Genomic DNA, 25,444 nt, shown 5'->3' with positions numbered 1-25,444 from the left:
CTGTGGACGGTCTCATCGCGCGGGATGCCCGCGACTCCCCCGGCGAGGCGGCCGGAGCCCCCGCCAGGCGGAGCCCCCGCGACCTGCTGATCCTGCTCGCCGGGATCGCCGTCGCCGTGGCCGCCGCCGCGCCGGTCGTCCACCGGTGGCTCGGCAACCAGCCCGACCAGCGCCTCGTCGACCTGGAGGTCTACCGGGAGGGCGGGCTGGCCGTCCTGCGGGGCGCGCCGCTCTACGACTTCCTCACCCAGCCGCCGCAGCTGCTCCCCTTCACCTACCCGCCGATCGCCGCCGTCCTGGCGGTCCCGTTCACCCTGCTGCCCTGGCTCGCGGCCCAGTGGGCGTGGACGGGGCTGATCTACGCCGCGCTCGTGATCGTCGTCTGCTACGCCTTCCGCGACCTCATCCGCCGGACGGGGCGCTGGGCGCCGCTCACCGCCGGGGTCCTGGTCGCGGCGGCGACGTGGCTCGACCCCGTCCGCGACCAGGTCAGGTTCGGGCAGGTCGGGCTGTTCCTGCTGGCCATGTGCCTGGCCGACTGCTGCGCCCGCACCGCCCGCTGGCCGCGCGGCATGCTCGTCGGCCTCGCCCTGGCGATCAAGCTGGTGCCGGGCGTCTTCCTCGTCTACTTCCTGATCACCGGACGGCGGGAGGCGCTGGGCAACGCCGTGCTGACCGCCGTCGTCGCCACGCTCGGCGGGTTCGCGCTGCTGCCGTCCGACTCGTCCGGCTACTGGTTCGGGGCGCTGCTGGAGGGCGGCGACCGGACGGGCGCGGTCGACGGCACCACCAACCAGGCGATCCACGGGATCGTGGCCCGCATCCTGGACGAGGGGCCCGCCCGGACGCTGGTGTGGCTGGCCCTGGCGCTGGTCGCCGCCTGGTTCGGCTTCGCCTGGGCGCGCCGGGCGACGCTCGCCGCCGACGCCGCGACCGGCGCGGACGCCTACAGCCTCCTGCTCGCCGGGGTCGCGATCGTCGGGCTGCTGTCCGTCGTCCTGTCCCCCGTGGGGTGGATCCACCACCTCGTCTGGATGATCGCGGTAATCGGGGCTCTGGTGGGGGACGGGCGCGACACGCGAAGATGTCTGGTCGCGTTCGGCCTCTGGCTGCTGTTCCTGTTCCCGCTCCCGTGGTGGGCGCGCGGACTGATCGGCCCAGATCATTCCGCCGCAACGGTTTTCGCGGGGCAGGTCCTGCGCGACTCGTTCGGCATCGCGGCACTCGTGTCGATCATGGTTCTCGGAACGTGGCTGGTCAGACGGCTCGATCCGGACGACCACCCCCGAGATCCTTCGCAACGGCAGGTCGGCCTGGGTACGCTCGGCCCGTGATGCTTGTCGCGGTGGCCGTCGCTGGCCTGGTCGCCGGGGTTGCGGGGCTCTCCATCGCGGTGGTCGCGCACAACCGGGTCAACCAGGTCGTCGACGAGTGCGGGGAAATGCTGAGGCGCCAGCTCCAGGTCGCGAGCGGCGAGGTCGACGAGCGCGCCCTGCGCGACCTCGCCATCGTCCACTACGACGCGCTCAAGGAGATGTCCGGGCACCGGTCCTTCTCCCTCGCGCTGATCAACGCGGTCGGCGACGGGGTGGTGGTCAGCTCCATCAACGGGCGGACCGAGACGCGGACGTACGCCAAGGCCGTCCAGGGCGGGCACGCCGTCGAGACGCTCTCCCCCGAGGAGAACCAGGTCCTGCGGGCCGCCCGGCTCGGCAAGGGCCCCGTCGTCTCGATGGACGACCCGCTGCCCGACTTCGGCAACGGCGCCCGCACGTCCACGGCCCGCGCCTGAGCACGCCCGAACGGCGCCCGAGGCGGCCGCCCGCCGGACGGTAGACTCGGGGTTCTCGCCTTGCCGCAAGGCGGCTTCCGCACAGCCGAAACTTCCGCACCGCCGAAACACGTACCCGGGGGATCCCGTGACCGCAGACGACAGGCCAGCGCGCTACGCCTACCTGGGTCCGCGGGGCACCTTCACCGAGGCCGCGCTGCTCACCCTCCCCGGCGCCGCCGAAGGCGAGCACATCCCGTACGCGACCGTCCCGGCCGCCCTCGAAGCCCTTCGCCGCGGAGAGGCCGACACGGCCGTCGTCGCCCTGGAGAACTCCGTCGAGGGCTCGGTCCCCACCACGCTGGACGAGCTGGCGACCGGCGAGCCCCTCCAGATCGTCGGCGAGATCCACCTGCCGGTCTCGTTCGCCCTCCTCGTACGCCCCGGCACCGCGCTGGACGACATCAAGACCGTCGCGTCGCACCCGATCGCGCAGCCGCAGTGCCGCCGCTGGCTGCAGGAGAACGTCCCGGACGCCGAATGGCGCGCCGCGACCTCCAACGCCGAGGCCGCCCAGCACGTCGCCGACGGCCACTACGACGCCGCCCTCGCCGGCTCGTTCGCAGCCCCCCGCTACGGCCTGTCCGTCCTCGCCGAGGACATCCACGACGTCGCCGACGCCGTCACCCGCTTCGTCGTCCTGCACCGCCCCTGCCCCCCGCCGCCGCCCACCGGCATGGACAAGACGACCGTCGTCGCGTTCATCGGCGAGGACCACCCGGGCGCCCTGCTGGAGATCCTCACCGAGTTCTCCGTCCGCGGCATCAACCTCACGCTGATCCAGTCCCGGCCCACCGGCGCGGGTCTCGGCTCCTACCTGTTCTGGATGGACTTCGAGGGCCACGTCACCGACGCCCGCGTGGGCGAGGCACTGATGGGCCTGCGCCGCATCTGCGCCGACGTCCGCTTCGTCGGCTCGTACGCCCGCGCCGACGAGGTCCGCCCCGAGATCCGGCGCGGCACCCACGACGCCGACTTCACCGAGGCGGCGGCCTGGCTCACCGGCATCCGCCACGGGCGCCCCTGAGCTCGGAAATCAAACGCGCCGGGGACGTGTTGGCACGGTTGACCGTCCTGAGAGAGGTATCCCTGTGCGTGTTGAGATCTGGGCCGACGTCGTGTGCCCGTGGTGCTACCTCGGCAAGCGGCATTTCGAGCGGGCGCTGGAGGGGTTCCAGCACCGGGACCAGGTCGAGGTGGTCTACCGCGCCTTCCAGCTCGACCCCTCGTTCCCGCAGGGCGAGACGGTCGACGTGGCCGACATGCTGGCCGAGAAGTACGGCATGACGCGAGCCGAGGCCGTGGAGAAGAACCGGGAGATGGAGCAGCGCGCCGCCGCGGCGGGCCTGGAGTACCGCCTCGAAGGCCGCCGTGCGGGCAACACTCTCGACGCGCACCGCCTCGTCCACCTCGCGGGCCGCCGCGGTGTGCAGGGCGCCGTCGTGGAGGCCCTGTTCAAGGCGTACTTCACCGACGGGCGTCCGGTGTTCGACCGCGACACGCTCGTGGACATCGTGGCCGAGGCGGGCCTGGACCCGGCCGAGGCGCGCGAGGTGCTCGCGTCCGGGGAGTTCGCCTCGGAGGTGGACGCCGAGCAGCGCGCCGCCCGCGACATCGGCGCCAACGGCGTGCCCTTCTTCGTCATCGACCGCCGCTACGGCGTCTCGGGCGCCCAGCCCACCGAGACGTTCGCCCAGGTCCTCGACCAGGCCTGGGCGGACGCGAACGCCTGATCGGCGGCGCCTTCCCGGGCGTGACGCAACCGAGATCATTCAGCGCCGCCGCGGGGGCAACCGGTTGTCGATCTTGGGCGTCCTCTTCACACCAGTGAACAGTGGAGAGGTCGTCCCGTGCGCCGATTGCTCGCCCTCGTCACGGCCGTGGCCGTGACGTTCTCCCTCGCCGCGGTCCCGGCGGACGCGATGGAGCCCCTGCGGCTGCTCAGCACCCGCCTGCTGTCGCCGGGCGCCACCACGAAGATCGAGGTGGCGGCGGAGTCGGGACTGGACATCACCGAGGTGCGCGCCGTCACGGAACCCTACGAGGGCGGAACCGCGACGCCGCTCACCGCGGACGACTTCGAGCTGGTCGAGGGCACCGCGAAGAACGGCGTCTGGCGGACCAGGACGGCGGTCGCCGTCGACCCCGGCCGCTGGTGGGTGAACGTCGAGCTGACGAACGCCGAGCAGACCGTCCTGGCCCGCCACCGCGCCACCATCGACAATGGCGCCGACACGGTGATCAGCGACTTCGAGGTGACCCCGCAGGTCGTCGACATCGAGAACCCCTGGGTGACCTTCCGGGGGCGGTTGACGAGCAGGGCCGCCAACGGCGATCCGGTGCCCGTCGCGGGTGAGACGCTGCGCCTGGTCGCGGAGGACGGCCGGAGCACCCCCGCGGTCACCGACGCGGACGGCAGGGTGGAGGGGAAGGCCTCCTTCTCCAGCGAGTACCTCCGGATGAGCCTCGTCTACCGCGGCTCCTTCCTCTACCGGCCCGCCGAGAGCGAGCGGACCTCCGTCGCCATGCGGAAGCTGAACACGCGGATCACGGTGAGCGTGCCCGAGCACCTCGTCGCGGGCGACCAGGTCGACCTGACCGGGAGGCTGGAACGCGAGGACCGCGGCGGCGTCTGGGCGCCCCTCGCGGGCAAGCAGGTCGAGATCAAGTTCGCCGCGCCGTCCCCCGAGCCGGTCTGGACGACCGTGGGCCGTGCGACGACCGGCGCCGGGGGCGTCTTCACGTTCCCGATCAACCCGAGCGAGGACGGTGCGTGGTCGGCCGCCTTCGCGACGGACGCCCTCGGCTGGCCCGCCGACTACCGCGGCTACTTCCGGTCCGAGGAGCGGACGCGCGTCCAGAACGTGGCGTACCGGACCTCCGTCACCGGGTTCAACGCCACGCCCGAGCCGATCGGCCGGGGCGAGAACGTGAAGGCGTACGGGCGCGTCCTCACCAAGCTCGCGGACGGCCGCTGGATCGGCGCCCCCGGCAACGCCTCCGTGCGACTGCAGTTCTCCACAGACCGCAAGACGTGGAGCACCAAGGGCGAGGTCGGCGTGTCCGGGGACGGCAGGTTCACCGTGGAGGGCAGGGCCGACCGGACCGGCTACTGGCGGGCCCTCGTCCCCAAGAGCGACAGCACCGAGCAGTCGGTCAGCGGGACCGACAACGTGGAGGTCCGGTACTGGACGAAGATCCTGGACTTCAACGCGGCGCCCGAGCCGGTGAAGAAGGGCGGCACCGTCACGGTGATGGGCACGCTCTACCGCCAGACCTCGAAGTGGTACACCTACGGCGGCAAGACGATCACCTTCTACTTCCTGCCCAGGGGATCGTCCAAGTGGGTCTACATGGGCAAGCAGACGACCGACAGGATCGGCCGGTTCCGGAAGGGCTTCAAGGCGACCAAGGACGGCACCTGGCGCGCCTACTCCGGGGCCACGTCCACCTATGCCAAGACGTACCGGGACGACTACGTGGACGTCCGCTAACGGCCATTGATCAACCGCTGGTCGATCTTGGACGTAGGCTCCATACCAGTAATCAGTGGAGAGGTTTCCCCTTGCGTCGATCATCCGCACTGCTCGCCACCGCAGCCATCACCGCCGCGCTCTTCGTCGCGCCCGGCACCGCCCACGCCGACGCGACCGAGACCGGCCCGACCCTCGCCGTCACGGTCGACAAGCAGGCCACGACCATCACGGCGCAGCTGGCGCCGGGGTCGACCGTGGCGCCGTCCACGCCGGTGACCATCCGAGGCAGGGTCGTCCTGAAGGCGTCCGCTCTGCCCGCGGCCGGCGCCGAAGTCCAGGTCGATGTGCCGGACGAGATCAAGGGCCCCGGAGGCGCCACGCGGGTCCGGACCTCCGACGACGGCACCTTCCGCGCCTTCTTCGTCGCCGGGCAGGAGGTCGGCAGGTCGGGCACGGTGACGGCGCGCGTCCTGGAGGACGATGTCCTCACCGCCAGCCAGGTGAACCTGGGGACGGTGAACATCCGGAACGACTCCGTGTTCACCGAGTTCGACGCCCTGCCGGAGCCGCTCGCGTACCGCGACCCGATCGTCGTGCGGGGACGGCTGGACATCCGGCCCGACTACACCAACAGCACGAACGTGCCCGTGTACCTGGAGTACTCCCTGGACGGCAAGACCTGGAAGGTCTGGGCGACCCAGACCCTGGGGCGGCCGGGGCGCTTCTACTTCGACGAGGACAAGCCCGTGACGAAGGACGCGGACTGGCGCGTCCGCTACCCCGGCAGCGTTCTGAACACGCCGGCCGTCAGCGTCGTCGACCACGTCGACGTGAAGTACCGGACGGAGTGGCACTACTTCAACGCCTCACCCGAGCCCGTGAAGAAGGGCAAGGCGATCACGGTCAAGGGGCAGCTCTACCGGTTCCGGGACAAGGCCGGCCCGGGTCCGAACGCGCCCGTGTACGTCTACTTCAAGGCCGCCGGCACCTCGACGTACAAGCAGGTGGCGGCGACGAAGACCGACGCCGGCGGCTGGTTCGCGAAGAGCTTCAAGGCGTCCGTGGACGGCACCTGGAAGGCGGTCTACAAGGAGACCTCCGGCTACCTCGGCTCGACCTCGCCGGGCGACGCCGTGGACGTCCGCTGACGTAGGCTGCGGGGCGTGACGATGGACTTCGATCTTTACGAGCGGGAGCTGTGGGCCGGGCGGGCCCCCGCGTACGAGCGGGGGTTCGCCCGCGTCACGCGGTACATGATCGATCCGCTGCTGGACGCGGCCGGGGTGCGGGACGGGACGCGGCTGCTCGACGTCGGCACCGGGCCCGGGTTCGTCTCGCGGGAGGCGGTGCGGCGCGGCGCGCGGGTGTCGGCCATGGACGCCGAGCCCGGCATGGCCGAGACGGCGCGCCGGAACGTCCCCGGGCTCGACGTGCGGGTCGCCGTCCTGCCCGAGGTCCCGTTCGAGGACGGGACGTTCGACGCGGTCGCCGGCAACTTCGTCATCAACCACGTGGGCGACCCCGACGCGGCGCTGGCCCGGCTGCGGCGCGTCCTGCGCAAGGGCGGCCGGCTGGCGGTGACCTGCTGGGTCATGCCGGGCAGCGGCGCCCTCGCGGTCGTCCGGGAGGCGATCGAGGCGGCCGGCGTCCCGTGGCCGGACGACATCCCCCAGACGCCGTTCGTGGAGTACGGCGAGCCGGCGGCGTTCCGGCGGCTGGTCGCGGAGGCCGGGTTCGGCGAGGTCGCGGTCGAGGAGGTGACCTGGGAGCACGTCGTCGACCCCGAGGAGTGGTGGGAGACGGGCGCGCTGTCCAGGGTCGGCACGAACGGCGTGATCGTCGGGCGGCAGGACGCGCCGACCGTCGCCCGCGTCAAGGCCGCCTACGACGAGATCATCGCCGGGTACGCGGCCGGCGACGGCAAGGTGGCGCTGCCCGCGCACGCGCTGCTGGCGAGCGGCGTCCACTAGCGGCGCCCGCCGGCGGCGGCGACCAGCGGTGTTCACCGGCGGCGTCCATCAAGGGGCGCGAACCGCCGATACTCGCGCGCGCTCGGGGGTGCCGGGCCGGTAGCCTCGGGTCTGTGATTGACCTGCGAGCTCTTCGAGAGGATCCCGAGCGGCTGCGCGCCTCGCAGCGCGCCCGCGGTGAGGATGACGCCGTCGTCGACCGGCTGATCGACCTGGACGGGAGGCGCCGCTCGGCGCTGACCTCGTTCGAGCAGCTCAGGGCGGAGCAGAAGAGTTTCGGCAAGTCGGTGTCCAAGGCGCAGGGCGACGAGCGGCAGGCGCTGCTCGCCCGCGCCAAGGAGCTGGCGCAGCAGGTGAAGGAGCGCGAGGCGGAGGCCGACCGGCTCGGCGAGGAGCTCGACGCGCTGCTCAAGGGCGTCCCCAACCTCATCGAGGAGGGCGCCCCGCCCGGCGGCGAGCAGGACTACGTCGTCCTGGAGCACGTGGGCGAGCCGACGAAGTTCGACTTCGAGCCGAAGGACCACCTGGAACTGGGCGAGAGCCTCGGCGCCATCGACATGGAGCGCGGCGCGAAGGTGTCGGGCGCGCGGTTCTACTACCTGACGGGCGTGGGCGCGCGGCTCCAGTACGCGCTGCTCAACCTCGCCATGGAGCAGGCCGTCGCGAGCGGGTTCACGCCGATGTACCCGCCGGTCCTGGTGAAGCCGGAGGCGATGGAGGGCACCGGGTTCCTCGGCGCGCACGCCGCCGAGGTGTACCAGCTCCCGCAGGACGAGCTGTACCTCGTCGGGACGTCGGAGGTGCCGCTCGCCGCGTACCACATGAACGAGATCCTCGACGAGCTGCCGCGGCGGTACGTCGCGTGGTCGTCCTGCTTCCGCCGCGAGGCCGGCTCCTACGGCAAGGACACGCGCGGCATCATCCGCGTCCACCAGTTCGACAAGGTGGAGATGTTCTCCTACTGCGACCCGGCCGACTCCCACGCCGAGCACCTGCGGCTGCTGGAGTGGGAGAAGGAGATGCTCGCCAAGGTCGAGATCCCGTACCGGGTGATCGACGTGGCGGCGGGCGACCTCGGGTCCAGCGCGGCCCGCAAGTACGACTGCGAGGCCTGGGTGCCGACGCAGAACACCTACCGCGAGGTCACCTCGACGTCCAACTGCACCGAGTTCCAGGCGCGGCGCCTGGCGGTGCGGTACCGCGACGCCGACGGCAAGAACCAGCCGGTGGCGACGCTGAACGGGACGCTCGCGACGACGCGCTGGATGGTCGCGATCCTGGAGAACCACCAGCAGGCCGACGGTTCGGTGCGCGTCCCGAAGGCGCTGCAGAAGTTCCTGGGCCTGGAGGTCCTGGAGCCGGTCAAGCGCTGAACGCTCGTTGAACGGGGCCCGTCCTGGCTGGGACGGGCCCCGTTCGCTTCTCCCGGGGCCAGAGGCGGCGGCCGGGCCTGTCATGCCCCTGGCCTAGGGTGTGTCCCATCTGCCCAGGAAGGTGACATGACTGAGTCTTCGCCGCGCGTGATCGCCACCGACCTCGACGGCACGATCGTGCGCTCCGACGGCACGATCTCCGCCCGGACCGTCGCAGCCCTCGCCCGGGTCGAGCGGGCCGGGGCGATGCTCGTCATGGTCACCGGGCGGCCGCCGCGCTGGATGACGGAGATCGCCGCGGCCGTCGACCACCGCGGCGTCGCGATCTGCGCCAACGGGGCCGTCCTCTACGACCTGCACACCGAGACCGTCCTGCGGGCCAACGAGATCCCGCCGGACGTGCTCGCCGAGGCGATCGGGCGGCTGCGCGGCGTCTCGCCCGAGCTGCGGTTCGCGGTGGAGTACCCGACCGGGTTCGTGTTCGAGGCCAGCTACAACCTCGGCCGCTGGGACGCGGCGGCGCTCGGCGGCCGTCCCGTCGACGACGCGGAGCTGGTCAGCCGGGGCGGCACCAAGCTGCTCGCGTTCCACCCGGCCGCCGACCCCGACGCGCTCTCGGAGAAGGCGGTCGAGGCCGTCGGCGACCTCGTGACCGTGACGCACTCCTCCGGACGCGGGCTGCTGGAGATGAGCGCGCTGGGCGTCACCAAGGCCAGCGCGCTCGCGGCCCTCTGCACCGAGCGCGGCATCACGGCGGGGGACGTCACCGCGTTCGGCGACATGCCCAACGACCTGCCGATGCTCACCTGGGCGGGCACGTCCTACGGGGTCGCGAACGCGCACCCGCTCGTGCTCGCCGCCGTGTCGCACAAGACGTCCCGCAACGACGACGACGGCGTGGCCGAGGTCCTGGAACGCCTCTTCCCATAGGAACGGCCGCACCCCGTTGCGGAGTGCGGCCGGAGCCCGAGTCTCGCCGGGAGGTTCGGGGGGTTACAGGTAGGGGCCGGACGAGCGCTGCCCGGGCTTGGGGTCTTCCTCGACGCCGGGGGGCATCATCCCCGCGGGCAGGGCGCGCCGCATCTGCTCCAGCTGGGCCCGCGCCGCCATCTGCTGGGCGAACAGCGTCGTCTGGATGCCGTGGAACAGGCCCTCCAGCCAGCCGACGAGCTGCGCCTGCGCGATCCGCAGCTCCGCCTCGCTCGGCACGGAGCCCTCGGCGAACGGCAGCGACAGCCGCTCCAGCTCCGCGACCAGCTCGGGGGCGAGGCCGTCCTCCAGCTCCTTGATGGACGACTGGTGGATCTCCCGCAGCCGGGCCCGGCTCGCCTCGTCCAGCGGGGCGGCCTTGACCTCCTCCAGCAGCTGCCGGATCATCCCGCCGATCCGCATGACCTTCGCCGGCTGCTCGACCATCTCGGTCACCGACCTGCCCTCGGACTCGCCGTCGCCGGCGCCCTCGACGGCGATACCGTTCGGGCCGACGACGAGCACCTGGGGCTCGTGTTCCGACTGCTTCTTCGAAGGCTCGCTCATAAACTCCACATCCTCACACGGTCAGCAGGATCTTGCCGACGTGACCGCTCTCTTCCATCAGCTCGTGCGCGCGCGCCGCCTCGGCCATGGGGATCCGCCGGTCGACGACCGTCCGGACCCGTCCCGACTCCAGCAGCGGCCACACGTGCTCCCGGACCTCCGCCACGATCTCCGCCTTCTCCTCCAACGGACGGGCCCGCAGAGTCGTGGCGTGCACGAGCGCCCGCTTGCGCAGCAGCATGCCGATGTCCAGCTCGGCCTTCGCGCCGCCCTGCAGCCCGATCACCATCAGCCGTCCACCGGTGGCGAGGGCGTCGACGTTCCGCTTCAGGTACTTGGCGCCGATGAGGTCGAGGATCACGTCGTAGGGGCCGCTCTCGACGAAGTCGTCCTCGCGGTAGTTCACCGCGGCGTCCGCGCCCAGCTCCCGGCACCTCTCGGCCTTCTCCGGGCTGCCCACCGTCGTCACCACCCGCGCCCCGCGCGCCTTGGCGAGCTGGATGGCGAACGTCCCGATGCCGCTGCCGCCGCCGTGGACGAGCAGGGTCTCTCCCTCGCGCAGCCCGGCCAGCATGAACACGTTCGACCACACCGTGCACGCCACCTCGGGGAGCCCGGCCGCCTCCACGACGTCCACGCCGCGCGGCACCGGGAGCACCTGCGAGGCCGGGACCGCGACGCGTTCGGCGTAGCCTCCGCCGCCGAGCAGCGCGCACACCTCGTCGCCGACGGACGGCCCGGTCACGCCCTCGCCCAGCTCGGCGATCCGGCCGGACACCTCGAGGCCCGGGTACGGGGGAGCGTCCGAGGGCGGCGGGTAGAAGCCCTTGCGCTGCATGACGTCCGCCCGGTTGACGGCGCCGGCCACCACGTCGATCAGGACCTCGCCCGGCTTCGGCGCCGGAGCCGGTACCCGCGTCCATTCCAGGACGTCGGGTTCGCCCGGTTCGCGAATCACGATGGCATGCATACCGGTCACGCTACCGGGCGCGTCCAACCCCGCCCCGGACCGCCGCCGCGCCAATGTCGATCTGCGCGCGGGATGCCCGCTGTTGACGCACCGGTATCCTGCGTGGGGGCCTTTTTGCCCGCCTGCACCGTGTAAATCATCAGAGGCGTGCCCTAGGGGGAAGAACGGTGGCGAGGAACGAGCACGACGGGCGCTCTTTGGAGGAGCGGCTGGCCTCTCTGGACGCGATGAGCGGAGACAAGACGGGACCGTCCCCCGCCCCCGAGGGCGCACAGCCGCCGCAGGGTGGGGAAGAGCAGGAGAGCGCGCCGCCCGCCACCGAGCCGCCCGCTGCCGAGGAGCCCGCCGCCGAGCCGCCCGCCGCCGGGCCGCAGGCCGAGCAGACCGACCCGAACGCCAACCCCTGGCTCGCCGCACCGCCCCCCTACCAGGGAGCCCCGGAGAACTTCGGCCCGCCGCAGCCGCCGCCTTACGAGGGCGGGCCGATGCCGCAGCCGTTCGACGGCGGCATGCTCCCGCCGCCGTACGCCGCGGGCGGGTACCAGCCGTCCCCGTACGACGCCAACGGCAACGCGGCCCCGCCCCTCGACCAGCTTCCGCCCTACCCGGCCGACCAGTTCGGCCGGGCGGACGCGCCCGGCCAGGGCTACCAGCCCATCGACCCCGCGACGGGCCGGCCCTACCCGCAGGACACGGACGACTCGGGCCGCCCCTACGTCCCCTTCGACCCGGCCACGGGCCGCCCCATCCCACCCGACCAGCAGTACCCGCCGGTCGACCCCGCCACGGGCCAGCCGCTCCAGCCCGGCCCGAACGCGGGCGGCCAGCCGTTCCCCCCGGTGGACCCGGCCACGGGCCAGCCCCTCCAGCCGGGACCGAACGCGCCTGGCCAGCCCTTCCCGCCGGTCGATCCGGCCACCGGCCAGCCCTACGCGCAGGACCCGAACGCGGGCGGCCAGCCGTACCCGCCGGTCGACCCTGCCACCGGGCAGCCGTTCCAACCGGGCCCACACGCGGAGGGCCAGCCGTTCCCGCCGGTCGATCCGGCCACCGGCCAGCCCTACGCGCAGGACCCGAACGCGGGCGGCCAGCCGTACCCGCCGGTCGACCCCGCCACCGGGCAGCCGTTCCAGCCGGGCCCGAACCCGGAGGGGCAAGCGTTCCCGCCGGTCGACCCCGCCACCGGCCAGCCGCTCCAGCCCGGCCCGAACGCGGGCGGTCAGCCCTTCCCACCGGTCGACCCGAGCACCGGCCAGCCCTACGCGCCCGACCCCAACGCCGCAGGTCAGCCCTTCCCGCCGGTCGATCCGGCGACCGGGCAGCCCTTCCAGCCGGGCCCGAACGCGCCCGGCCAGCCGTACCCCCCGGTCGATCCGGCCACCGGCCAGCCCTACGCGCAGGACCCCAACGCGGGCGGCCAGCCTTACCCGCCGGTCGACCCGAACACCGGGCAGCCCTACGCGCCCCCGGTCGACCCCGGCACCGGCCAGCCGTACCCGCCCCAGGGCTACGGGTATCCGGCCGGGCCGCCGCAGGGGCAGGGGCAGTACCCGCAGGCGCTCGGCCAGATGATGCAGCAGGGCCAGCCCCAGCAGCAGGAGCCGCAGAGCGGCGACTCCCTCAGCTCGGAGAACCTGCTCGGCGAGCGCCGCATCGCGCCGTCGTCCGGCTGGCGGCGCGCGGTGTACAAGGCGACCGCGGGCAGCATCCACCCGGGCGAGTCGCAGGGCGACCTGCGCCGCAAGGACCTGATCGCGCGGGCGCGCACCGCCGTGGCGGGCGGGCACCACCGGGTGGCCGTCATGTCCCTGAAGGGCGGCGTCGGCAAGACGACCACGACCACCGGCCTCGGCTCGATGCTGGGCTCGCTGCGCGGCGACCGCGTCATCGCGGTGGACGCCAACCCCGACCGCGGGACGCTCTCGGACAAGGTCCGGCTGGAGACCGCCGCGACCGTCCGGGACCTGCTCAACAACCGCGAGCAGATCCACCGGTACGCCGACGTCCGCGCGTTCACCTCGCAGAACGAGGCGCGCCTGGAGATCCTCGCGTCCGACCGCGACCCGGCGGTCAGCGAGGCGTTCAGCGCCGAGGACTACGCCGCCGTCGCCGTCGTCTTGGAGCAGTACTACTCGGTCTGCATCACCGACTGCGGCACCGGGCTGCTGCACTCGGCGATGGCGGGCGTGCTGAGCCTGGCCGACCAGCTCGTCCTGGTCAGCTCCCCGTCGGTGGACGGCGCCCGGTCCGCGAGCGCGACCCTCGACTGGCTGGAGGCGCACGACCACGGGCACCTGGTGCGCAACGGCGTCGTCGTCCTGTCGATGGTCCGCAACCGCACCCGCAGCCAGGTCGACCTGGACAAGCTCCAGGCGCACTTCGAGAGCCGCTGCCGCGCCGTCGTCCGCATCCCCTACGACGACCACCTGGAGGAGGGTGCCGAGGTCGAGCTGGAGCAGCTCGCCCCCGCGACCCGCGAGGCGTATCTGACGCTTGCCGCCGTGGTGGGCGACGGCTTCGCCTTCCAGCGCCCGCAGACCTGACCTGCACTACCGTTGCCATCTGTGACGGACGACGACGGTTTGTACGTCGGGAAGGCGGCGCCCGACGCGGCCACCGACCGCGGCTGGCTGCTCGGGCACTTCAAGCCGCCCGGCGACCTGCGGCACAGCGCCGAGGTCGAGATCAAGTGGGGCGTCCACCCGAAGGGCGAGCGCCGCGCCGCCTGGACCGACGGCGAGAAGCGCACCGCCCTGCTCGTGCTGATCAGCGGCCGCTTCCGGCTGGAGTTCCCCGGCCGCGACGTCGTCCTCGCCGAGCAGGGCGACTACGTGGTGTGGGGACGCGGCGTCGACCACTCGTGGGAGGCCGAGGAGGAGTCCGTGGTGCTGACCGTCCGCTGGCCGTCCATCCCCGGCTACCGCGTCCCGTAGACCGGGGTCGCCATATGCGGTCGAACCCAGCCGTCCCCGCCCGCTATCGTTGGCGATGACCGCCGCGAGGCGGTCACCTGGAGAGTTCGCATAGTGGACTAGTGCAGGCGCCTTGAAAGCGCCCAGGGCTGGGGACAGTCCTCGTGGGTTCGAATCCCACACTCTCCGCCCATATCGTCCAGGGGAGCGCCTCCTGGACCCCCCGTCGGGGCTTGGGGCCGGTCTGGTGGGGAAAGCGCCCGACTCGGGGGGAAGGGTTCCGTTACCCTCTTCGGCATGTCGCAGACACCGCAGGACCCTGCAGGCACGACGCACCAGTTCCAGAACTTCGCCAGCCAGGCGCAGCCGGAGAAGTCCGGGCCGAACATCGGCCTGATCGTCGGCATCGTCGCGGTGGTGGCCGTCGTGGCGATCCTCGTGGTCGCCCTCATGATGATGTGACGCCCGAACGGCCGAGGGGCCCGGCACCGGCCGCCACGCGGGGCCGGTGCCGGGCCCCTCAGAGTTTGCCTCCGACCACGACCACCCGGTGATCGCCGAGTACCCGAGCGAGATCGGCCAGGAAGCGGGGGGCGAACTCGGGCCAGTTCCAGAACTGGAAGCCGAGGTATCCGAAGGCGTAGTAGTCGCCGTCCCAACGCCATGCGGTGAGGTCGGAGCTCTGCTCGCATGACGGGCACCTGGCCTTCGCCTCTCCGGTCGCGTCCCACGCCCTGATGGCTTCGCCGAAGGCCGTGCTCGCCTCCTCTATCGGCTCCCACGTCTCGGTGTAGAACCATGTCCGGACGGCGCACCGCGGGCAGATCGCGTACCGCGCGTCGCCCTGTCCGCCCAGGAAGACCCTCCGGCCCGTCTTGACGTCGAGACCGTCCGTCGGCTTCCAATCCGGCTCCAGGACGGCCTTCGCCCATCTCTCACCTGGCGGGTGGCCCGTCGGCGCTCCGAGCACGCAGTCCGTGCGCTCGGCGCGAACGATCTCCTCGCGGACGAGCCAGTCGAGTGCCCGGGCGCCGGCGTCGGCGGCTCCGGTCGCCGTGGCATCGAGGTCGACGATGATCTGGAAGTGATCGCCCATGGCGGGACGATGGCTCCGCCCCCCGACAGCCGGTGCCCGGCCTCTCGGACTAGCGGCCGGAGCTGGAGAAGTGCTGGTAGTCCTTGGCGCCTGACCAGGTGCCGCCCCAGCTCCAGCCGATCGAGGCGAACGCCTTGACGACCTTGTCGCCGGCGTGGATGACGCCCGGGTCGTCGTTCTCGCGGTTCTTGTACTTGACGCAGTCCTTGTGCGCGACGCGCCCGTCCGCGTAGACGTACGGGTTCTGGCACGGGTTGATGTCGACCGCGAGACCGTAGGCGTGGTTGGAGAACGAGGTCGACCCGGTCGCCTGGCGGCAGTTGAACGCCGAGGTGTTGTTCGCCTCGATCGAGTCGAAGTCGCTGCCCTTGTACTTGTCGACCGGCTCCATGCGCTCGATCGGGTAGCGCATGGCGTACAGCTTCTTGAAGACCTTGACCAGGTCCCCGGCCTCTTTCGCGTTGACGACGAGCCGTCCGCCGGTGTGCGGCTTGTCGTCCATCCCCCAGTAGGTCATCTCGATCATGCGGAGCCCGGACGGGGAGACCGGGCAGCCGCGCCGCCACGAGTACTTGAGGTCCCCGGCCTTCACCTTCTTGATCTCGGCCTGGAAGCCCTGCTTGCTCGGGGACGGCGACGGGGTGTTCGGAGCGGACGCGGTCGGCGGTGTCGCCGGCGGCGCCGACGCGCCCCGGTCGTCGTCGCCGCGGCCACATCCGGCCGCGGCGAACGGCACGGCCGCCAGCGCGGCGAGGAAAGTCGCGGTCCCTATAGCCCCTCTACCTGGCATCTTTGCAGCATACGCAGGTCACACGGTGTGCGTGCCGGGCCGGGTGTTCGCTACGGTGCGTTTGAAGGCGCGCCCGCCGGAAAAGGGCCGGGACGGACGGGCCGTGATCCTCAAGAGAGTCGCCGGGCAGGTCGCCCGGTCGGCGTCCGGTCCCAGGGAGCCGGGATGGCGGAACCTCAGGAGAGGGACCTCCCAAGCCTCGAAGACGAGATCTTCGCGGTCGCGCACAGCGTGGAGGTCGAGCAGGCGGCGCATGTGCGGCCGCGTCTGCAGACGGAGCGTGCGCAGCTCGCCGCGGAGCGTGCGCGGGAGTTCCTCGGCAGGGACGTCAAGGCGCTGGCGGCCGGCGCGGCGGCGTTCGTGTTCGTCGACGCCGTGATGATGTACCCGCCGCTGATGATGAGCCGCCGGCCCAGCCTGCTGCCGCAGTTCGTGACGCTGCTGGTGCTGGCGTTCGGGCTCGGCGGCCTGCTCGTGTGGAAGGTCGGCGGGCGGTGGCGGACGTTCGGCCACGGGATGATGCTCGCCTGGGGCCTGCTGACCCTGCTGTCCGTCGGGTTCCTGACCGGCGTGACCGCCCCGCTCTAGGACGGGCCGCCGAGCCGCTTGAGGACGATGCCGAACGCGCGCCCGATGGCCTCCAGGTCCTGGGGCTCGATCACGTCGATGAAATACGTGCGTACTACCTCGACGTGGTCGCGGGCGGCGCGGTCGAGCGTCGCGAAGCCCTCGTCGGTCAGGTGCGCGTAGACGCCGCGCTTGTCGTTGGGGCAGCTGTCGCGCTTGACGAGGCCCTTGGCCTCCAGGCGGGAGCAGGTGTGGGAGAGCCGGCTGCGCGACTGGCTGGCGTTCTCGGCCAGTTCGGCCATCCGCAGCCGCCGCTCGGGCGCCTCCGACAGCCGGACGAGGATCTCGTACTCGGAGTTCGACAGGCCGTGCTTGGTCTTGAGGTCGCGGTCCATCATCTCGGCCAGCCGGACGCTGCCGTCCACGTATGCCCGCCAATCGCGCTGCTGGGTGGCATCGAGCCAGCGAGGTTCGCTCATGGTCCGAGTATAGTGCATCTGTTGAAGATTCAACTAATAACCGCTATGTCCAGGCTACCAGGACGGGCCCGCCCGTCGAGGAAATAGTTGAAGCATCAACTGCGTTGCAGGGGACATGCTCCGCCCGACCACGGACGGGCACCCGGACGAGGGGAGAACCCCATGCCTGCCGTGATGGCCGACCCGCTGACCCTGCCCCGCCTGCCGCTGCTCCCGCAGGACGGCACCGACTGGCGCCGCGTCGCCAAGGTCGTGACCGCCCAGCGCCACCTCGAGGGCGAGGGCTTCCAGGTCAGGCGCCCGTTCCCGGGCATCGACCTGTCCCTGGCCGACCCGTTCCTCCTCCTCGACCACATGGGCGCCGTCGAGTACGCGCCGGGCGAGGCGAAGGGCACCCCCTGGCACCCGCACCGGGGCTTCGAGACCGTCACCTACATCATCGACGGAGCGTTCCAGCACCAGGACACCACCGGTGGCGGCGGCCTCATCGCCGACGGCGGCACCCAGTGGATGACGGCGGCGTCCGGCATCCAGCACATCGAGCAGCCGCCGCCCGAGCTGGTCGCCAAGGGCGGTCTGTTCCACGGCATCCAGCTCTGGGTCAACCTGCCGCGCGCACAGAAGTGGGTCCCGCCGCGCTACCAGGACATCGAGGCCCGCGACGTCAAGCTGCTCGCCGCGGACGACGGCTCGTCCCTCGTGCGCGTCATCGCCGGTTCGGTCGCCGGCTACGACGGCCCCGGCGTGACCTACACGCCGATCAACTACCTGCACGCGACCGTCGCGCCCGGCGCGCGCCTGGCGCTGCCCTGGCCGCGCGACTTCAACGCGCTGGTGTACGTGCTGTCCGGCCGCGGCACGGCCGGCGTCGAAGAGGTCGCGCTGGACGAGGGCCAGCTCGCCGTGTTCGCCGGTTCGCACCACAAGGGGGACGGGGACGGCCTCGTCGTCCGCGCCGCCGACAGCCAGCCGACGGCCAGCGCCGCGGGCTGGGAGATCCTCATCCTCGGCGGCCTCCCGATCCGGGAGCCGATCGCCCGGTACGGCCCGTTCGTGATGAACACCCGCGACGAGATCGTCCAGGCGTTCGAGGACTTCCAGGCCGGTCGCATGGGCACCGTGCCCGCCGAGAAGGTCCCCCACCTGTCCGAGGCGGACGAGCCCCTGGCCTGACCGTCCCGGATGCCCGACACCCGGCCGCGGGGGTGGTGCCCGCGGCCGGGGCCGTCTCGCGCGTTCGCGTGACGGGGGAGAGGCCATGCGCTACTGTGTTCGAACGGTCGAACAGAAGTTCGACCACCCTGTTCGACCGCGCTCGCCCGGGAGGCGACATGGTGGCGACCATGGCCACACGGGGGCCCGACGGCTCCGCGCGCTGCGGGCGGCGGCGTGACCACGCGACACGCCGCAGTGTTTTCTACGCAAATCTACGGCCGCAGCTATATCGCCTCATAGAGTCCGAGAGCGTGGACCCCGTGCGGAACCCCTATGCCCCGGGCGCCGGGCAGCGCCCGCCCGAGCTGGCCGGCCGCGACCGCGAGCTCCGGCAGTTCGAGGTGGTGCTCGAACGAGTGGCCCGCGGCCGTCCCGAGCGCAGCATGATCGTCACCGGGTTGCGCGGGGTGGGCAAGACCGTGCTGCTCAACGCGTTCCGCTCGCAGGCGATCCAGCGGCTGTGGGGGACGGGGAAGATCGAGGCCCGTCCCGACCAGTCGATCCGCCGCCCGGTGGCCTCGGCGCTGCACCGGGCCGTCCGTGAGCTGGCGCCCCGGCACCGCGCGCCCGACCGCATCGAGGAGTTCCTCGGCGTGCTCAAGGCGTTCGCGCAGGCGGGCCCCGAGCCGTCCGGCAAGGCCAAGGCGCGGGCGCACCGCTGGCAGCCCGGCATCGACGTGCCCGCCGCGCGGGGGCGCGCCGACTCCGGCGACCTGGAGATCGACCTCACCGAGCTGTTCGTCGACGCCGCGTCCGTCGCGACCGACGTCGGCGTGGGCATCGCCCTGTTCGTCGACGAGATGCAGGACATCCCCGCCGACGACGTGTCCGCGCTGTGCGCCGCCTGCCACGAGCTGTCGCAGGTCGGCGGCCCGCTGATCGTGGTGGGTGCGGGCCTGCCCCACCTGCCGGCCGTCCTGTCGGCGAGCAAGTCCTACTCGGAGCGGCTCTTCCGGTACGCCCGCATCGACCGGCTCGACCGCGAGTCGGCCGACGTCGCGCTGCTGGCCCCCGCCGAGCGCGAGGACGTCACCTTCACCAAGGACGCCCTCGACGCGCTGTACGGCGCGGCCGACGGCTACCCCTACTTCGTCCAGGCGTACGCCAAGGTCGTCTGGGACGTCGCCCCCGACAGCCCCATCACCGCCGACGACATCAAGGTCGCCGCGCCGGAGGCGGAGAGCGAGCTCGCCGTCGGCTTCTTCGGCAGCCGCTACGAGCGCGCCACCCCCGCCGAGCGCGACTACATGCGCGCCATGGCCATGCTCGGCGACGACCCGGTGCCCACGGCGGCCGTCGCCGACGAGCTGGGCCGCAAGCCGTCCAGCCTGTCGCCCGCCCGCGACGGGCTGATCAAGAAGGGCCTCATCTACAGCGCCGAACGCGGCATGGTCGCGTTCACCGTCCCGCACTTCGGCAAGTTCCTCCGCTCCCAGCCCGGCTGATCTGTCCACCTATCGCGCTCTCTAGCGGAAACGCTAGAGAGCGGTAGACGGCTACATCGAGACCGCGTCGTCCGGTGAATATCCGGCTCTCTAGTGATGAGCGTAGAGAGCCGTAGATTTCGCTCGCCCATCCTCTGGGCTTGTCTATGCGTTTCTAGAATTATTTCTAGAGATCGCTAGAGAACGGCAGAAGAGGAGGGCAGGTGTCGTCGGGGCGACATGGGTAGGAGCCCCGTCGCGGGCCCATGGACCGGGCGCGCGAAGCCGAAGTCGGGGAGAGACCATGGCAGATCGATTCCGCGCCCAGGACCACGACAACGAGTACGGCGGCCTCGACGACCTCATCGCCGAAGACGAGTACGCCTCCGAGGAGACGTACGGCGGAGAGGAAGAGTACGGCGGCGTCCATCAGCACGGCGGCCGCGACGACATGTCCATGCACGACGAGGAGGCGATGCAGCAGGAGCAGGGGGGCTTGCCCCCGCGCGCGGACGGCGACGACCTCTCGGCCGACGACTTCTCCTCCGAACTGGAAGACGACTTTCCCTCCGACTTGGACGAGGACGAGTCCGAAAGCACATGGTGAGAACGCCTGACCCGCGGGCCCGATCGTGAGCCGTCGGCGGCGCATCGCGTGTTGCCGGGCTCGACCAGGTGGGTAGGAGTCCTCTGGCGACCCGCGACGGGCATCTGGACGATGCCAGGGGAACCCATGCCAGTGCGACACCGGCCCCGCGATCCCGAGACCGACGACGAACTCCTGCGCGAGGACGAGTTGGCCGCCTCGATCCTCGGCTACGACGAGTCCGCGATGCGGCAGGACCAGGGCGGCCGCCCGCCGGAGTCCGGCTCGGAGAACCAGTACATGATCAAACTGCGGGAAGTGCTGCACGCCCGGACCAGGCGGCTCCTCTTCCGCCGTGCCCGCGGCGGCGCCGCACAGCAGTTCTGACGGCCGCGACGGGCTGAAGAGCAGCGCCGTACCGGCCCGGCCGATGGATCTCTAACCGACTATTGGACGCGTCCAAGAATCGGCTGGACGGACGCAGAGACCTCGGGCGACGACGCCGCGACCACCGCCGATCGGACGGCCCGGCTCCGCTCCGAGGTCGACACCGCGAACACGATCTCCACGTCCCGCTCGCCCACCCGGCCGGGGAAGGCCACGAACCGCCAGCAGCCCTCCCGCCACACGTCCAGCGGCACGGCGCTCCCGATCGCGTTCTCGTGCTCGGCCCACGCCGGGCTCGCGTACAGCCTCGCGTACGTCTCCCGCACCGGGCTGCGGCGCCGATCGCAGGGAACGCCCTTACGGGGCAGCCCGGGCCGCCCGGCCAGCACCGCCAGCTCCGGGGACAGCGCCACGAACAGCACGAGCTCCACCGCGAACAGCAGGCCCACCTGCGCGGGAACGTCCCGCAGCACCTCCACGCCCGCGTGCGGCGCGCCGAGCGAGACGACGGCCGCGCAGGTGAACAGCATCGCCCGCAGCACGCTGCGCCGGTCCACCTTCTTGCTGCTCAGCGCGCCGAAGCAGCCGCAGCCGGCGTCCGGCCTGCGCACCCGCAGTTCGCCGACCACCCAGGTCGCGGCGGCGAACGCCACCGTCGTCGCCAGCCGGACCGACAGGTGCGAGGTCACCAGCAGCGCGAGGCCGAGCGCGCCCTCCCCGATGCCGAGCCCGACCGTCATCCCGCGGCTGCGCCGCAGCGCCGACAGCCGCGCGTGCCCGGCCGGCACCGGCACGCCGTGCACGTGGTCGGGCGCCTCCGCCGCCCGCTCCCGGACCGTCAGCTTCGCCAGGCACGCCGCCAGCAGCACCGCCGCCAGCAGCAGGACCTGCGTGTTCTGGATCGCCGTCACCATGGCCCCTCCCTCACCCCCGGCCGGACGGCCGCGTTGAAGCAGCCCGCCGCCAGGTCGCCGCCGAGCCCGGCGAAGGCGGCCGGGGTCAGCTCGACGATCCGCCCCCGCGGCGACGCCTCGCAGTCCACGCACCGGTCGCAGAACAGGGCCGCCGTGCAGCCGCACTCGATCACCGGCACCCGCGCCGACCGCCCCCCGCACTCGTTACGCACGACGACCTCGCTGCCGAGCGACAGGTACGGCATCGGCACGCAGCCGGACGGGGCGTCCGCACAACCCCCGGCGTCCCCCTCCGCGTCGACCGCCGGGTAGGACGCCCCGTCCCGCCACTCCCCCTCCACGCCCCCGAACCAGGTCGCCGTCCCGCGCAGCACCTCCGGCACCGGCGCGGCCGCCTCGGGCGCGGCGAGGTCGGCGGCCCGGTAGCCGGGCTGCGACGTGCCCGGACGCACCGCCCGAGGGCCGCCGGGCGACCGCACGCAGATCACGTCGATGAGGTAGCCGGGCTCCAGCCGCGGATGCCGGACCAGCACCAGGCCGAGGGCGGACGGCGCGATCTCCACGCGGGCGCGCCCGCGGTGCGGCCCCATGTCCACCTCCACGCCGTCCCGCCCGCTCGCGAGGATCGTCCCGCTGACCCGGCCGATGCCCACCCAGATCCGGTCGGCGCGGCCGCCGTCCGTCCGCCGCACGACGACGGACCTGCCCGGCCGCAGCGCGGCGGGGCCCCCGCACCCGCCGTGCCAGATCGCGGTGTCGCCGCTCATCGCGATGCGGGTCTCGGCGCCCTCCGCGCCGCCCTCGCCCAGCACGAGCAGGTGCGGGCTCGCGTCCAGCACGACCCCGCTCACCCCCCGCGCGAGACCACCCGTCTCCGGACGTTCGGTTTCCCCGAACAGCGCCCGGCGGTGCGCAGCCCGGCGGAGGTGGGTCGTCGGCATCGCGGCGCTCCGGGGTCGATGATCGTCACGCAGGGCGACGGGTTGGGACAGTGAGTCAAGGGTCACGTGCCGTGACCCCGGCTGTCGACGGATTTGTCGCGATAAGTCAGCTGGTGGAGGACGTTTGATCTACCTCGGCTAAAGAATGTGAACTGGTTGACCCGGATATGTGGTTCTAGTAGGCCCGTAATGACGGCGGGCATGCGATCGTCGTTGTACCGGGAGTCGGCTCGGCTCCCCAGCCCCTGGTCCGGTGGTGGTGTGAACGCGACGCGGCACGAGGAGTTCCGCGCGTACGTGGCGGAACGCGGCCCCGTCCTGCTCAGGCAGGCGAACCAGCTCACCAGCGACCGCACCGAGGCCGAGGACCTCCTCCAGGCCGCCCTCGCCAAGACCTACCTCGCCTGGGACCGCATCGAGGACCGCTCCGCCGTGGACGGCTACGTCCGCCGCGCCATGGTCAACACCCAGATCTCCTGGTGGCGCCGCCGCAAGCTGGAGATCTACCCCACCGACCAGCTCCCCGACCGCCCCGTCGCGGACCACACCGACCGCAGCGAGATGCGCGACGCCCTGGGCCGCGCCCTCCGCCGCCTCCCCGAACGCCAGCGCCTGGCCGTGATGCTCCGCTACTACGAGGACATGTCCGAACGGGAGATCGCCGAGGTCCTGGGCGTCAGCGTGGGCACCGTCAAGTCCACCGTCTCCCGAGCCATGACCCGCCTCCGCGAGCTCTATTAGCCCAGGGGGGCTGTGTCTTCCCAGGGGGGCTGTGTCTTCCCAGGGGGGCGACCCCCTGGAACCCCCGTTGCGACGCAGGCGATCCTCACGCCGCCGTTGCGGCTCGTTGTGCCCGTGACGGCTCGCGTGGCGTCGCTGCGGTCGCCTGCGTCGACGGGCATGCGCGCTCCGCTCGCTGCACTCGCTCCACGAGCCTGCCCGTGTGCCGGCTGGGCTTTAGCCCAAGAGGGTTGCTTGTGCCCGTTCGGCGCTCTTGGATGGGGACAAAACGACCCACTCTTGGAGGGGAAGCCGAGCCCCGGGCGCGGGTCGGGCGGCCGGAAGGCGCTCTGGCGCCTGGAGGCCGCACGACCCGCCGAGCCGGGCGACCGCAGCGACACGACAACAACCCGCACGGGCACAACCCACCAGCACCGTGGCGTGAGGATCGCCCGGCTCGCAACGGGGGGTTCCAGGGGGGTCGCTCCCCCCTGGGCGGCGGAGCGTGAGGATCGCCCGGCTCGTAACGGGGGTTCCAGGGGGTCGCCCCCCTGGGAGAAAGGGCGTATGCCGTGTGGAGCACGATGCAGGACTTTCCGCTGACCATCACGACGATCATGCGCTACGGGGCCCAGGTCTTCGGGGACGCCGGGGTGTCCACGTGGACGGGGGACGGGACGCGCCGCCGCACGTATGCCGAGGTGGGTGAGCGCGCCGCGCGGCTGGCGGGTGCGCTGCGGGGGCTCGGGGTGGACGGGGACCAGCGCGTCGCCACGTTCATGTGGAACAACACCGAGCACCTGGAGGCGTACCTGGCGGTGCCGTCGATGGGCGCGGTCCTGCACACGCTCAACCTGCGGCTGTTCCCCGACCAGCTCGTCTACATCGCCAACCACGCCGAGGACCGGGTCGTCATCGCGGACGGGTCGCTGATCCCGCTGCTCGCGCCGGTGCTGGCGCGGCTCGAGACCGTCCGGCACGTGGTCGTCGTCGGGGAGGGCGACACCGCGCCGCTGGAGGGCGCGGGCAAGGAATTGCACGGCTACGAGGAGCTGCTCGCGGCGGCGCCGGCGGAGTTCGACTGGCCGGAGATCGACGAGCGGTCCGCCGCCGCGATGTGCTACACGAGCGGGACGACCGGCAACCCCAAGGGGGTCGTGTACTCGCACCGGTCCGCGTACCTGCACTCGATGGCGACGTGCACGGGGAACGCGATGGGGCTGAGCGCGTCCGACGTCGTCCTGCCGGTGGTGCCGATGTTCCACGCGAACGCCTGGGGGCTGCCCTACGCGGCGGTCATGGCGGGCGCGCCGCTGGTCATGCCGGACCGGTTCCTGCAGGCGGAGCCGCTGGTCAGGCTCATCGAGGCCGAGCGTCCGACGATCGCGGGCGCGGTGCCGACGATCTGGTCGGACGTCCTGCGGTACGCGAAGGAGCACGGCTCGGACCTGACCTCGCTGCGGCTCGTCCCGTGCGGCGGTTCGGCGGTGCCCGAGTCGCTGATGCGCGGGTTCGAGGAGATCGGCGTCCGGATCGTGCAGGCGTGGGGGATGACGGAGACCTCGCCGGTCGCGTCGGTCGCGCATCCGCCGCCCGGGGCCGCGGACGAGGACGCGTGGCGGGCGCGCGTCAGCCAGGGCCGCGTCCTCGCCGGGCTGGAGATGCGGATCGTGGGGGACGGCGACGTGGTGCTGCCGAACGACGGGGAGGCCGTCGGCGAGGTCGAGATCCGCGGGCCGTGGATCACCGGCGCCTACCACCTGGACGAGGATCCCGGGAAGTTCCACGACGGCTGGCTGCGCACGGGCGATGTGGGGACGCTGTCCCCGGACGGGTACCTCGTCCTGACCGACCGGGCGAAGGACGTCATCAAGTCGGGCGGCGAGTGGATCTCGTCGGTGGAGCTGGAGAACCACCTCATGGCGCATCCGGACGTCGTGGAGGCGGCCGTGGTCGGGGTGCCCGACGACCGCTGGCAGGAGCGTCCGCTGGCGTCGGTCGTCCTGCGCGAGGGCGCGGAGACCACGGCGGCGGAACTGCGGGAGTTCCTCGCCGGACGGGTGGCGAAGTGGCAGGTTCCGGAGCGCTGGACTTTCATCACCGAGGTGCCGAAGACCAGCGTCGGCAAATTCGATAAAAAGGTGCTCCGGCGGCGCTACGCGGACGGCGATCTGGAGGTGCGGCGCGCCGATTGATTCCGCTCCGCTCACACGGTTCCGGAACCGGCTGAGCGAACGGCTGCTCACGCAGAGGCGCG

General features: G+C 72.2%; 26 protein-coding genes and 1 tRNA gene. 20 read left to right on the top strand and 7 right to left on the bottom strand.

Going from position 1 to position 25,444, the window contains the following annotated elements:
• Positions 1 to 2 precede the first annotated feature (2 nt).
• The 9 genes from K4S16_RS20905 to K4S16_RS20865 all read left to right on the top strand — a co-directional run bounded on the left by K4S16_RS20905 (position 3) and on the right by K4S16_RS20865 (position 9,580).
• Positions 3 to 1,334, top strand: a complete 1,332-nt coding sequence (locus K4S16_RS20905; RefSeq protein WP_235036950.1) for a glycosyltransferase 87 family protein — start codon at positions 3 to 5, stop codon at positions 1,332 to 1,334.
• Positions 1,334 to 1,792 (top strand): DUF4446 family protein, encoded by a 459-nt coding sequence (locus K4S16_RS20900; protein WP_149260764.1) that lies wholly within the window; start codon positions 1,334 to 1,336, stop codon positions 1,790 to 1,792. Before K4S16_RS20905 ends, K4S16_RS20900 begins: the two co-directional genes overlap by 1 nt.
• A 127-nt stretch (positions 1,793 to 1,919) precedes the next feature.
• Positions 1,920 to 2,858, top strand: a complete 939-nt coding sequence (gene pheA, locus K4S16_RS20895; protein ID WP_149260651.1) for a prephenate dehydratase — start codon at positions 1,920 to 1,922, stop codon at positions 2,856 to 2,858.
• 64 nt (positions 2,859 to 2,922) lie between these two features.
• Positions 2,923 to 3,564 (top strand): DsbA family oxidoreductase, encoded by a 642-nt coding sequence (locus K4S16_RS20890; protein ID WP_149260650.1) that lies wholly within the window; start codon positions 2,923 to 2,925, stop codon positions 3,562 to 3,564.
• A gap of 117 nt (positions 3,565 to 3,681) precedes the next feature.
• Positions 3,682 to 5,325: a hypothetical protein gene (locus K4S16_RS20885; RefSeq protein ID WP_149260649.1), complete on the top strand. Its 1,644-nt coding sequence runs from the start codon at positions 3,682 to 3,684 to the stop codon at positions 5,323 to 5,325.
• Positions 5,326 to 5,396: 71 nt separating this feature from the next.
• Positions 5,397 to 6,455: a hypothetical protein gene (locus K4S16_RS20880; RefSeq protein ID WP_149260648.1), complete on the top strand. Its 1,059-nt coding sequence runs from the start codon at positions 5,397 to 5,399 to the stop codon at positions 6,453 to 6,455.
• A gap of 21 nt (positions 6,456 to 6,476) precedes the next feature.
• Entirely contained in the window at positions 6,477 to 7,277 is an 801-nt protein-coding gene (locus K4S16_RS20875) for a class I SAM-dependent methyltransferase (RefSeq protein ID WP_235036965.1), read from the top strand.
• A gap of 113 nt (positions 7,278 to 7,390) precedes the next feature.
• Positions 7,391 to 8,650 carry a serine--tRNA ligase gene (serS, locus tag K4S16_RS20870; protein WP_149260646.1) on the top strand — a complete coding sequence of 420 codons (1,260 nt, stop codon included), beginning with the start codon at positions 7,391 to 7,393 and terminating at the stop codon, positions 8,648 to 8,650.
• A gap of 126 nt (positions 8,651 to 8,776) precedes the next feature.
• A complete protein-coding gene (locus K4S16_RS20865) occupies positions 8,777 to 9,580 on the top strand; it encodes a Cof-type HAD-IIB family hydrolase (RefSeq protein WP_149260645.1) in 804 nt (267 codons plus the stop codon).
• Between the two features lie 63 nt (positions 9,581 to 9,643).
• Here K4S16_RS20865 and K4S16_RS20860 read toward each other — a convergent pair whose 3' ends face one another.
• Both K4S16_RS20860 and K4S16_RS20855 read right to left on the bottom strand, forming a co-directional pair.
• On the bottom strand, positions 9,644 to 10,186 hold the full coding sequence (locus K4S16_RS20860; protein ID WP_149260644.1) for a bacterial proteasome activator family protein: 543 nt from the start codon (positions 10,184 to 10,186) through the stop codon (positions 9,644 to 9,646).
• A 13-nt stretch (positions 10,187 to 10,199) separates the two neighbouring features.
• On the bottom strand, positions 10,200 to 11,156 hold the full coding sequence (locus K4S16_RS20855; protein WP_149260643.1) for an NAD(P)H-quinone oxidoreductase: 957 nt from the start codon (positions 11,154 to 11,156) through the stop codon (positions 10,200 to 10,202).
• A gap of 167 nt (positions 11,157 to 11,323) precedes the next feature.
• Between K4S16_RS20855 and K4S16_RS46495 the strand changes: the two genes are divergently transcribed.
• From K4S16_RS46495 to K4S16_RS45120, 4 genes are all read left to right on the top strand, one after another.
• Positions 11,324 to 13,699 carry a MinD/ParA family protein gene (locus K4S16_RS46495; RefSeq protein WP_268843260.1) on the top strand — a complete coding sequence of 792 codons (2,376 nt, stop codon included), beginning with the start codon at positions 11,324 to 11,326 and terminating at the stop codon, positions 13,697 to 13,699.
• A 21-nt stretch (positions 13,700 to 13,720) separates the two neighbouring features.
• Complete coding sequence (locus K4S16_RS20845) at positions 13,721 to 14,089, top strand: signal peptidase I (protein WP_149260642.1); 369 nt, start codon at positions 13,721 to 13,723, stop codon at positions 14,087 to 14,089.
• Between the two features lie 79 nt (positions 14,090 to 14,168).
• Positions 14,169 to 14,257 (top strand) — tRNA-Ser (locus K4S16_RS20840).
• 108 nt (positions 14,258 to 14,365) lie between these two features.
• Positions 14,366 to 14,530, top strand: a complete 165-nt coding sequence (locus tag K4S16_RS45120) for a hypothetical protein (protein WP_200841992.1) — start codon at positions 14,366 to 14,368, stop codon at positions 14,528 to 14,530.
• A 58-nt stretch (positions 14,531 to 14,588) separates the two neighbouring features.
• Here the strand turns inward: K4S16_RS45120 and K4S16_RS20835 are convergent, their stop codons facing one another.
• Together K4S16_RS20835 and K4S16_RS20830 are read right to left on the bottom strand one after the other, a co-directional pair.
• On the bottom strand, positions 14,589 to 15,164 hold the full coding sequence (locus K4S16_RS20835) for a hypothetical protein (RefSeq protein WP_149260641.1): 576 nt from the start codon (positions 15,162 to 15,164) through the stop codon (positions 14,589 to 14,591).
• Positions 15,165 to 15,213: 49 nt separating this feature from the next.
• Positions 15,214 to 15,954: a M15 family metallopeptidase gene (locus K4S16_RS20830; RefSeq protein ID WP_149260640.1), complete on the bottom strand. Its 741-nt coding sequence runs from the start codon at positions 15,952 to 15,954 to the stop codon at positions 15,214 to 15,216.
• Positions 15,955 to 16,119: 165 nt separating this feature from the next.
• Between K4S16_RS20830 and K4S16_RS20825 the strand changes: the two genes are divergently transcribed.
• On the top strand, positions 16,120 to 16,542 hold the full coding sequence (locus K4S16_RS20825; protein ID WP_149260639.1) for an MFS transporter: 423 nt from the start codon (positions 16,120 to 16,122) through the stop codon (positions 16,540 to 16,542).
• Here the strand turns inward: K4S16_RS20825 and K4S16_RS20820 are convergent.
• Entirely contained in the window at positions 16,539 to 17,000 is a 462-nt protein-coding gene (locus tag K4S16_RS20820) for a MarR family winged helix-turn-helix transcriptional regulator (protein WP_149260638.1), read from the bottom strand. The genes K4S16_RS20825 and K4S16_RS20820 overlap by 4 nt on opposite strands.
• Positions 17,001 to 17,162: 162 nt before the next feature.
• On the opposite strand from K4S16_RS20820, the gene K4S16_RS20815 reads away from it, so the two are divergent.
• From K4S16_RS20815 to K4S16_RS20800, 4 genes are all read left to right on the top strand, one after another.
• A complete protein-coding gene (locus K4S16_RS20815; protein ID WP_149260637.1) occupies positions 17,163 to 18,173 on the top strand; it encodes a pirin family protein in 1,011 nt (336 codons plus the stop codon).
• 293 nt (positions 18,174 to 18,466) lie between these two features.
• Positions 18,467 to 19,660 (top strand): ATP-binding protein, encoded by a 1,194-nt coding sequence (locus K4S16_RS20810; protein WP_149260636.1) that lies wholly within the window; start codon positions 18,467 to 18,469, stop codon positions 19,658 to 19,660.
• Between the two features lie 283 nt (positions 19,661 to 19,943).
• Positions 19,944 to 20,246, top strand: coding sequence for a hypothetical protein (locus K4S16_RS20805; RefSeq protein ID WP_149260635.1), 303 nt, complete (start codon positions 19,944 to 19,946; stop codon positions 20,244 to 20,246).
• A gap of 126 nt (positions 20,247 to 20,372) precedes the next feature.
• Positions 20,373 to 20,612 (top strand): hypothetical protein, encoded by a 240-nt coding sequence (locus tag K4S16_RS20800; protein WP_149260634.1) that lies wholly within the window; start codon positions 20,373 to 20,375, stop codon positions 20,610 to 20,612.
• A 59-nt stretch (positions 20,613 to 20,671) separates the two neighbouring features.
• Here the strand turns inward: K4S16_RS20800 and K4S16_RS20795 are convergent, their stop codons facing one another.
• Together K4S16_RS20795 and K4S16_RS20790 are read right to left on the bottom strand one after the other, a co-directional pair.
• Positions 20,672 to 21,526, bottom strand: a complete 855-nt coding sequence (locus tag K4S16_RS20795) for a MauE/DoxX family redox-associated membrane protein (protein WP_149260633.1) — start codon at positions 21,524 to 21,526, stop codon at positions 20,672 to 20,674.
• Complete coding sequence (locus tag K4S16_RS20790) at positions 21,520 to 22,467, bottom strand: hypothetical protein (protein WP_235036949.1); 948 nt, start codon at positions 22,465 to 22,467, stop codon at positions 21,520 to 21,522. The genes K4S16_RS20795 and K4S16_RS20790 overlap by 7 nt, the downstream gene beginning before the upstream one ends.
• 261 nt (positions 22,468 to 22,728) lie before the next feature.
• On the opposite strand from K4S16_RS20790, the gene K4S16_RS20785 reads away from it, so the two are divergent.
• Positions 22,729 to 23,208: a SigE family RNA polymerase sigma factor gene (locus tag K4S16_RS20785; RefSeq protein WP_235036948.1), complete on the top strand. Its 480-nt coding sequence runs from the start codon at positions 22,729 to 22,731 to the stop codon at positions 23,206 to 23,208.
• A 563-nt stretch (positions 23,209 to 23,771) separates the two neighbouring features.
• Positions 23,772 to 25,382, top strand: a complete 1,611-nt coding sequence (locus K4S16_RS20780; RefSeq protein ID WP_235036947.1) for a long-chain fatty acid--CoA ligase — start codon at positions 23,772 to 23,774, stop codon at positions 25,380 to 25,382.
• The last annotated feature ends 62 nt before the right edge of the window (positions 25,383 to 25,444 follow it).

The organism is Actinomadura sp. K4S16 (assembly GCF_008327685.1).
GTDB lineage: Bacteria > Actinomycetota > Actinomycetes > Streptosporangiales > Streptosporangiaceae > Spirillospora.
The sequence above is the reverse complement of the archived record's forward strand: the minus strand, read 5'-3'. Positions and strand labels throughout refer to the sequence as shown.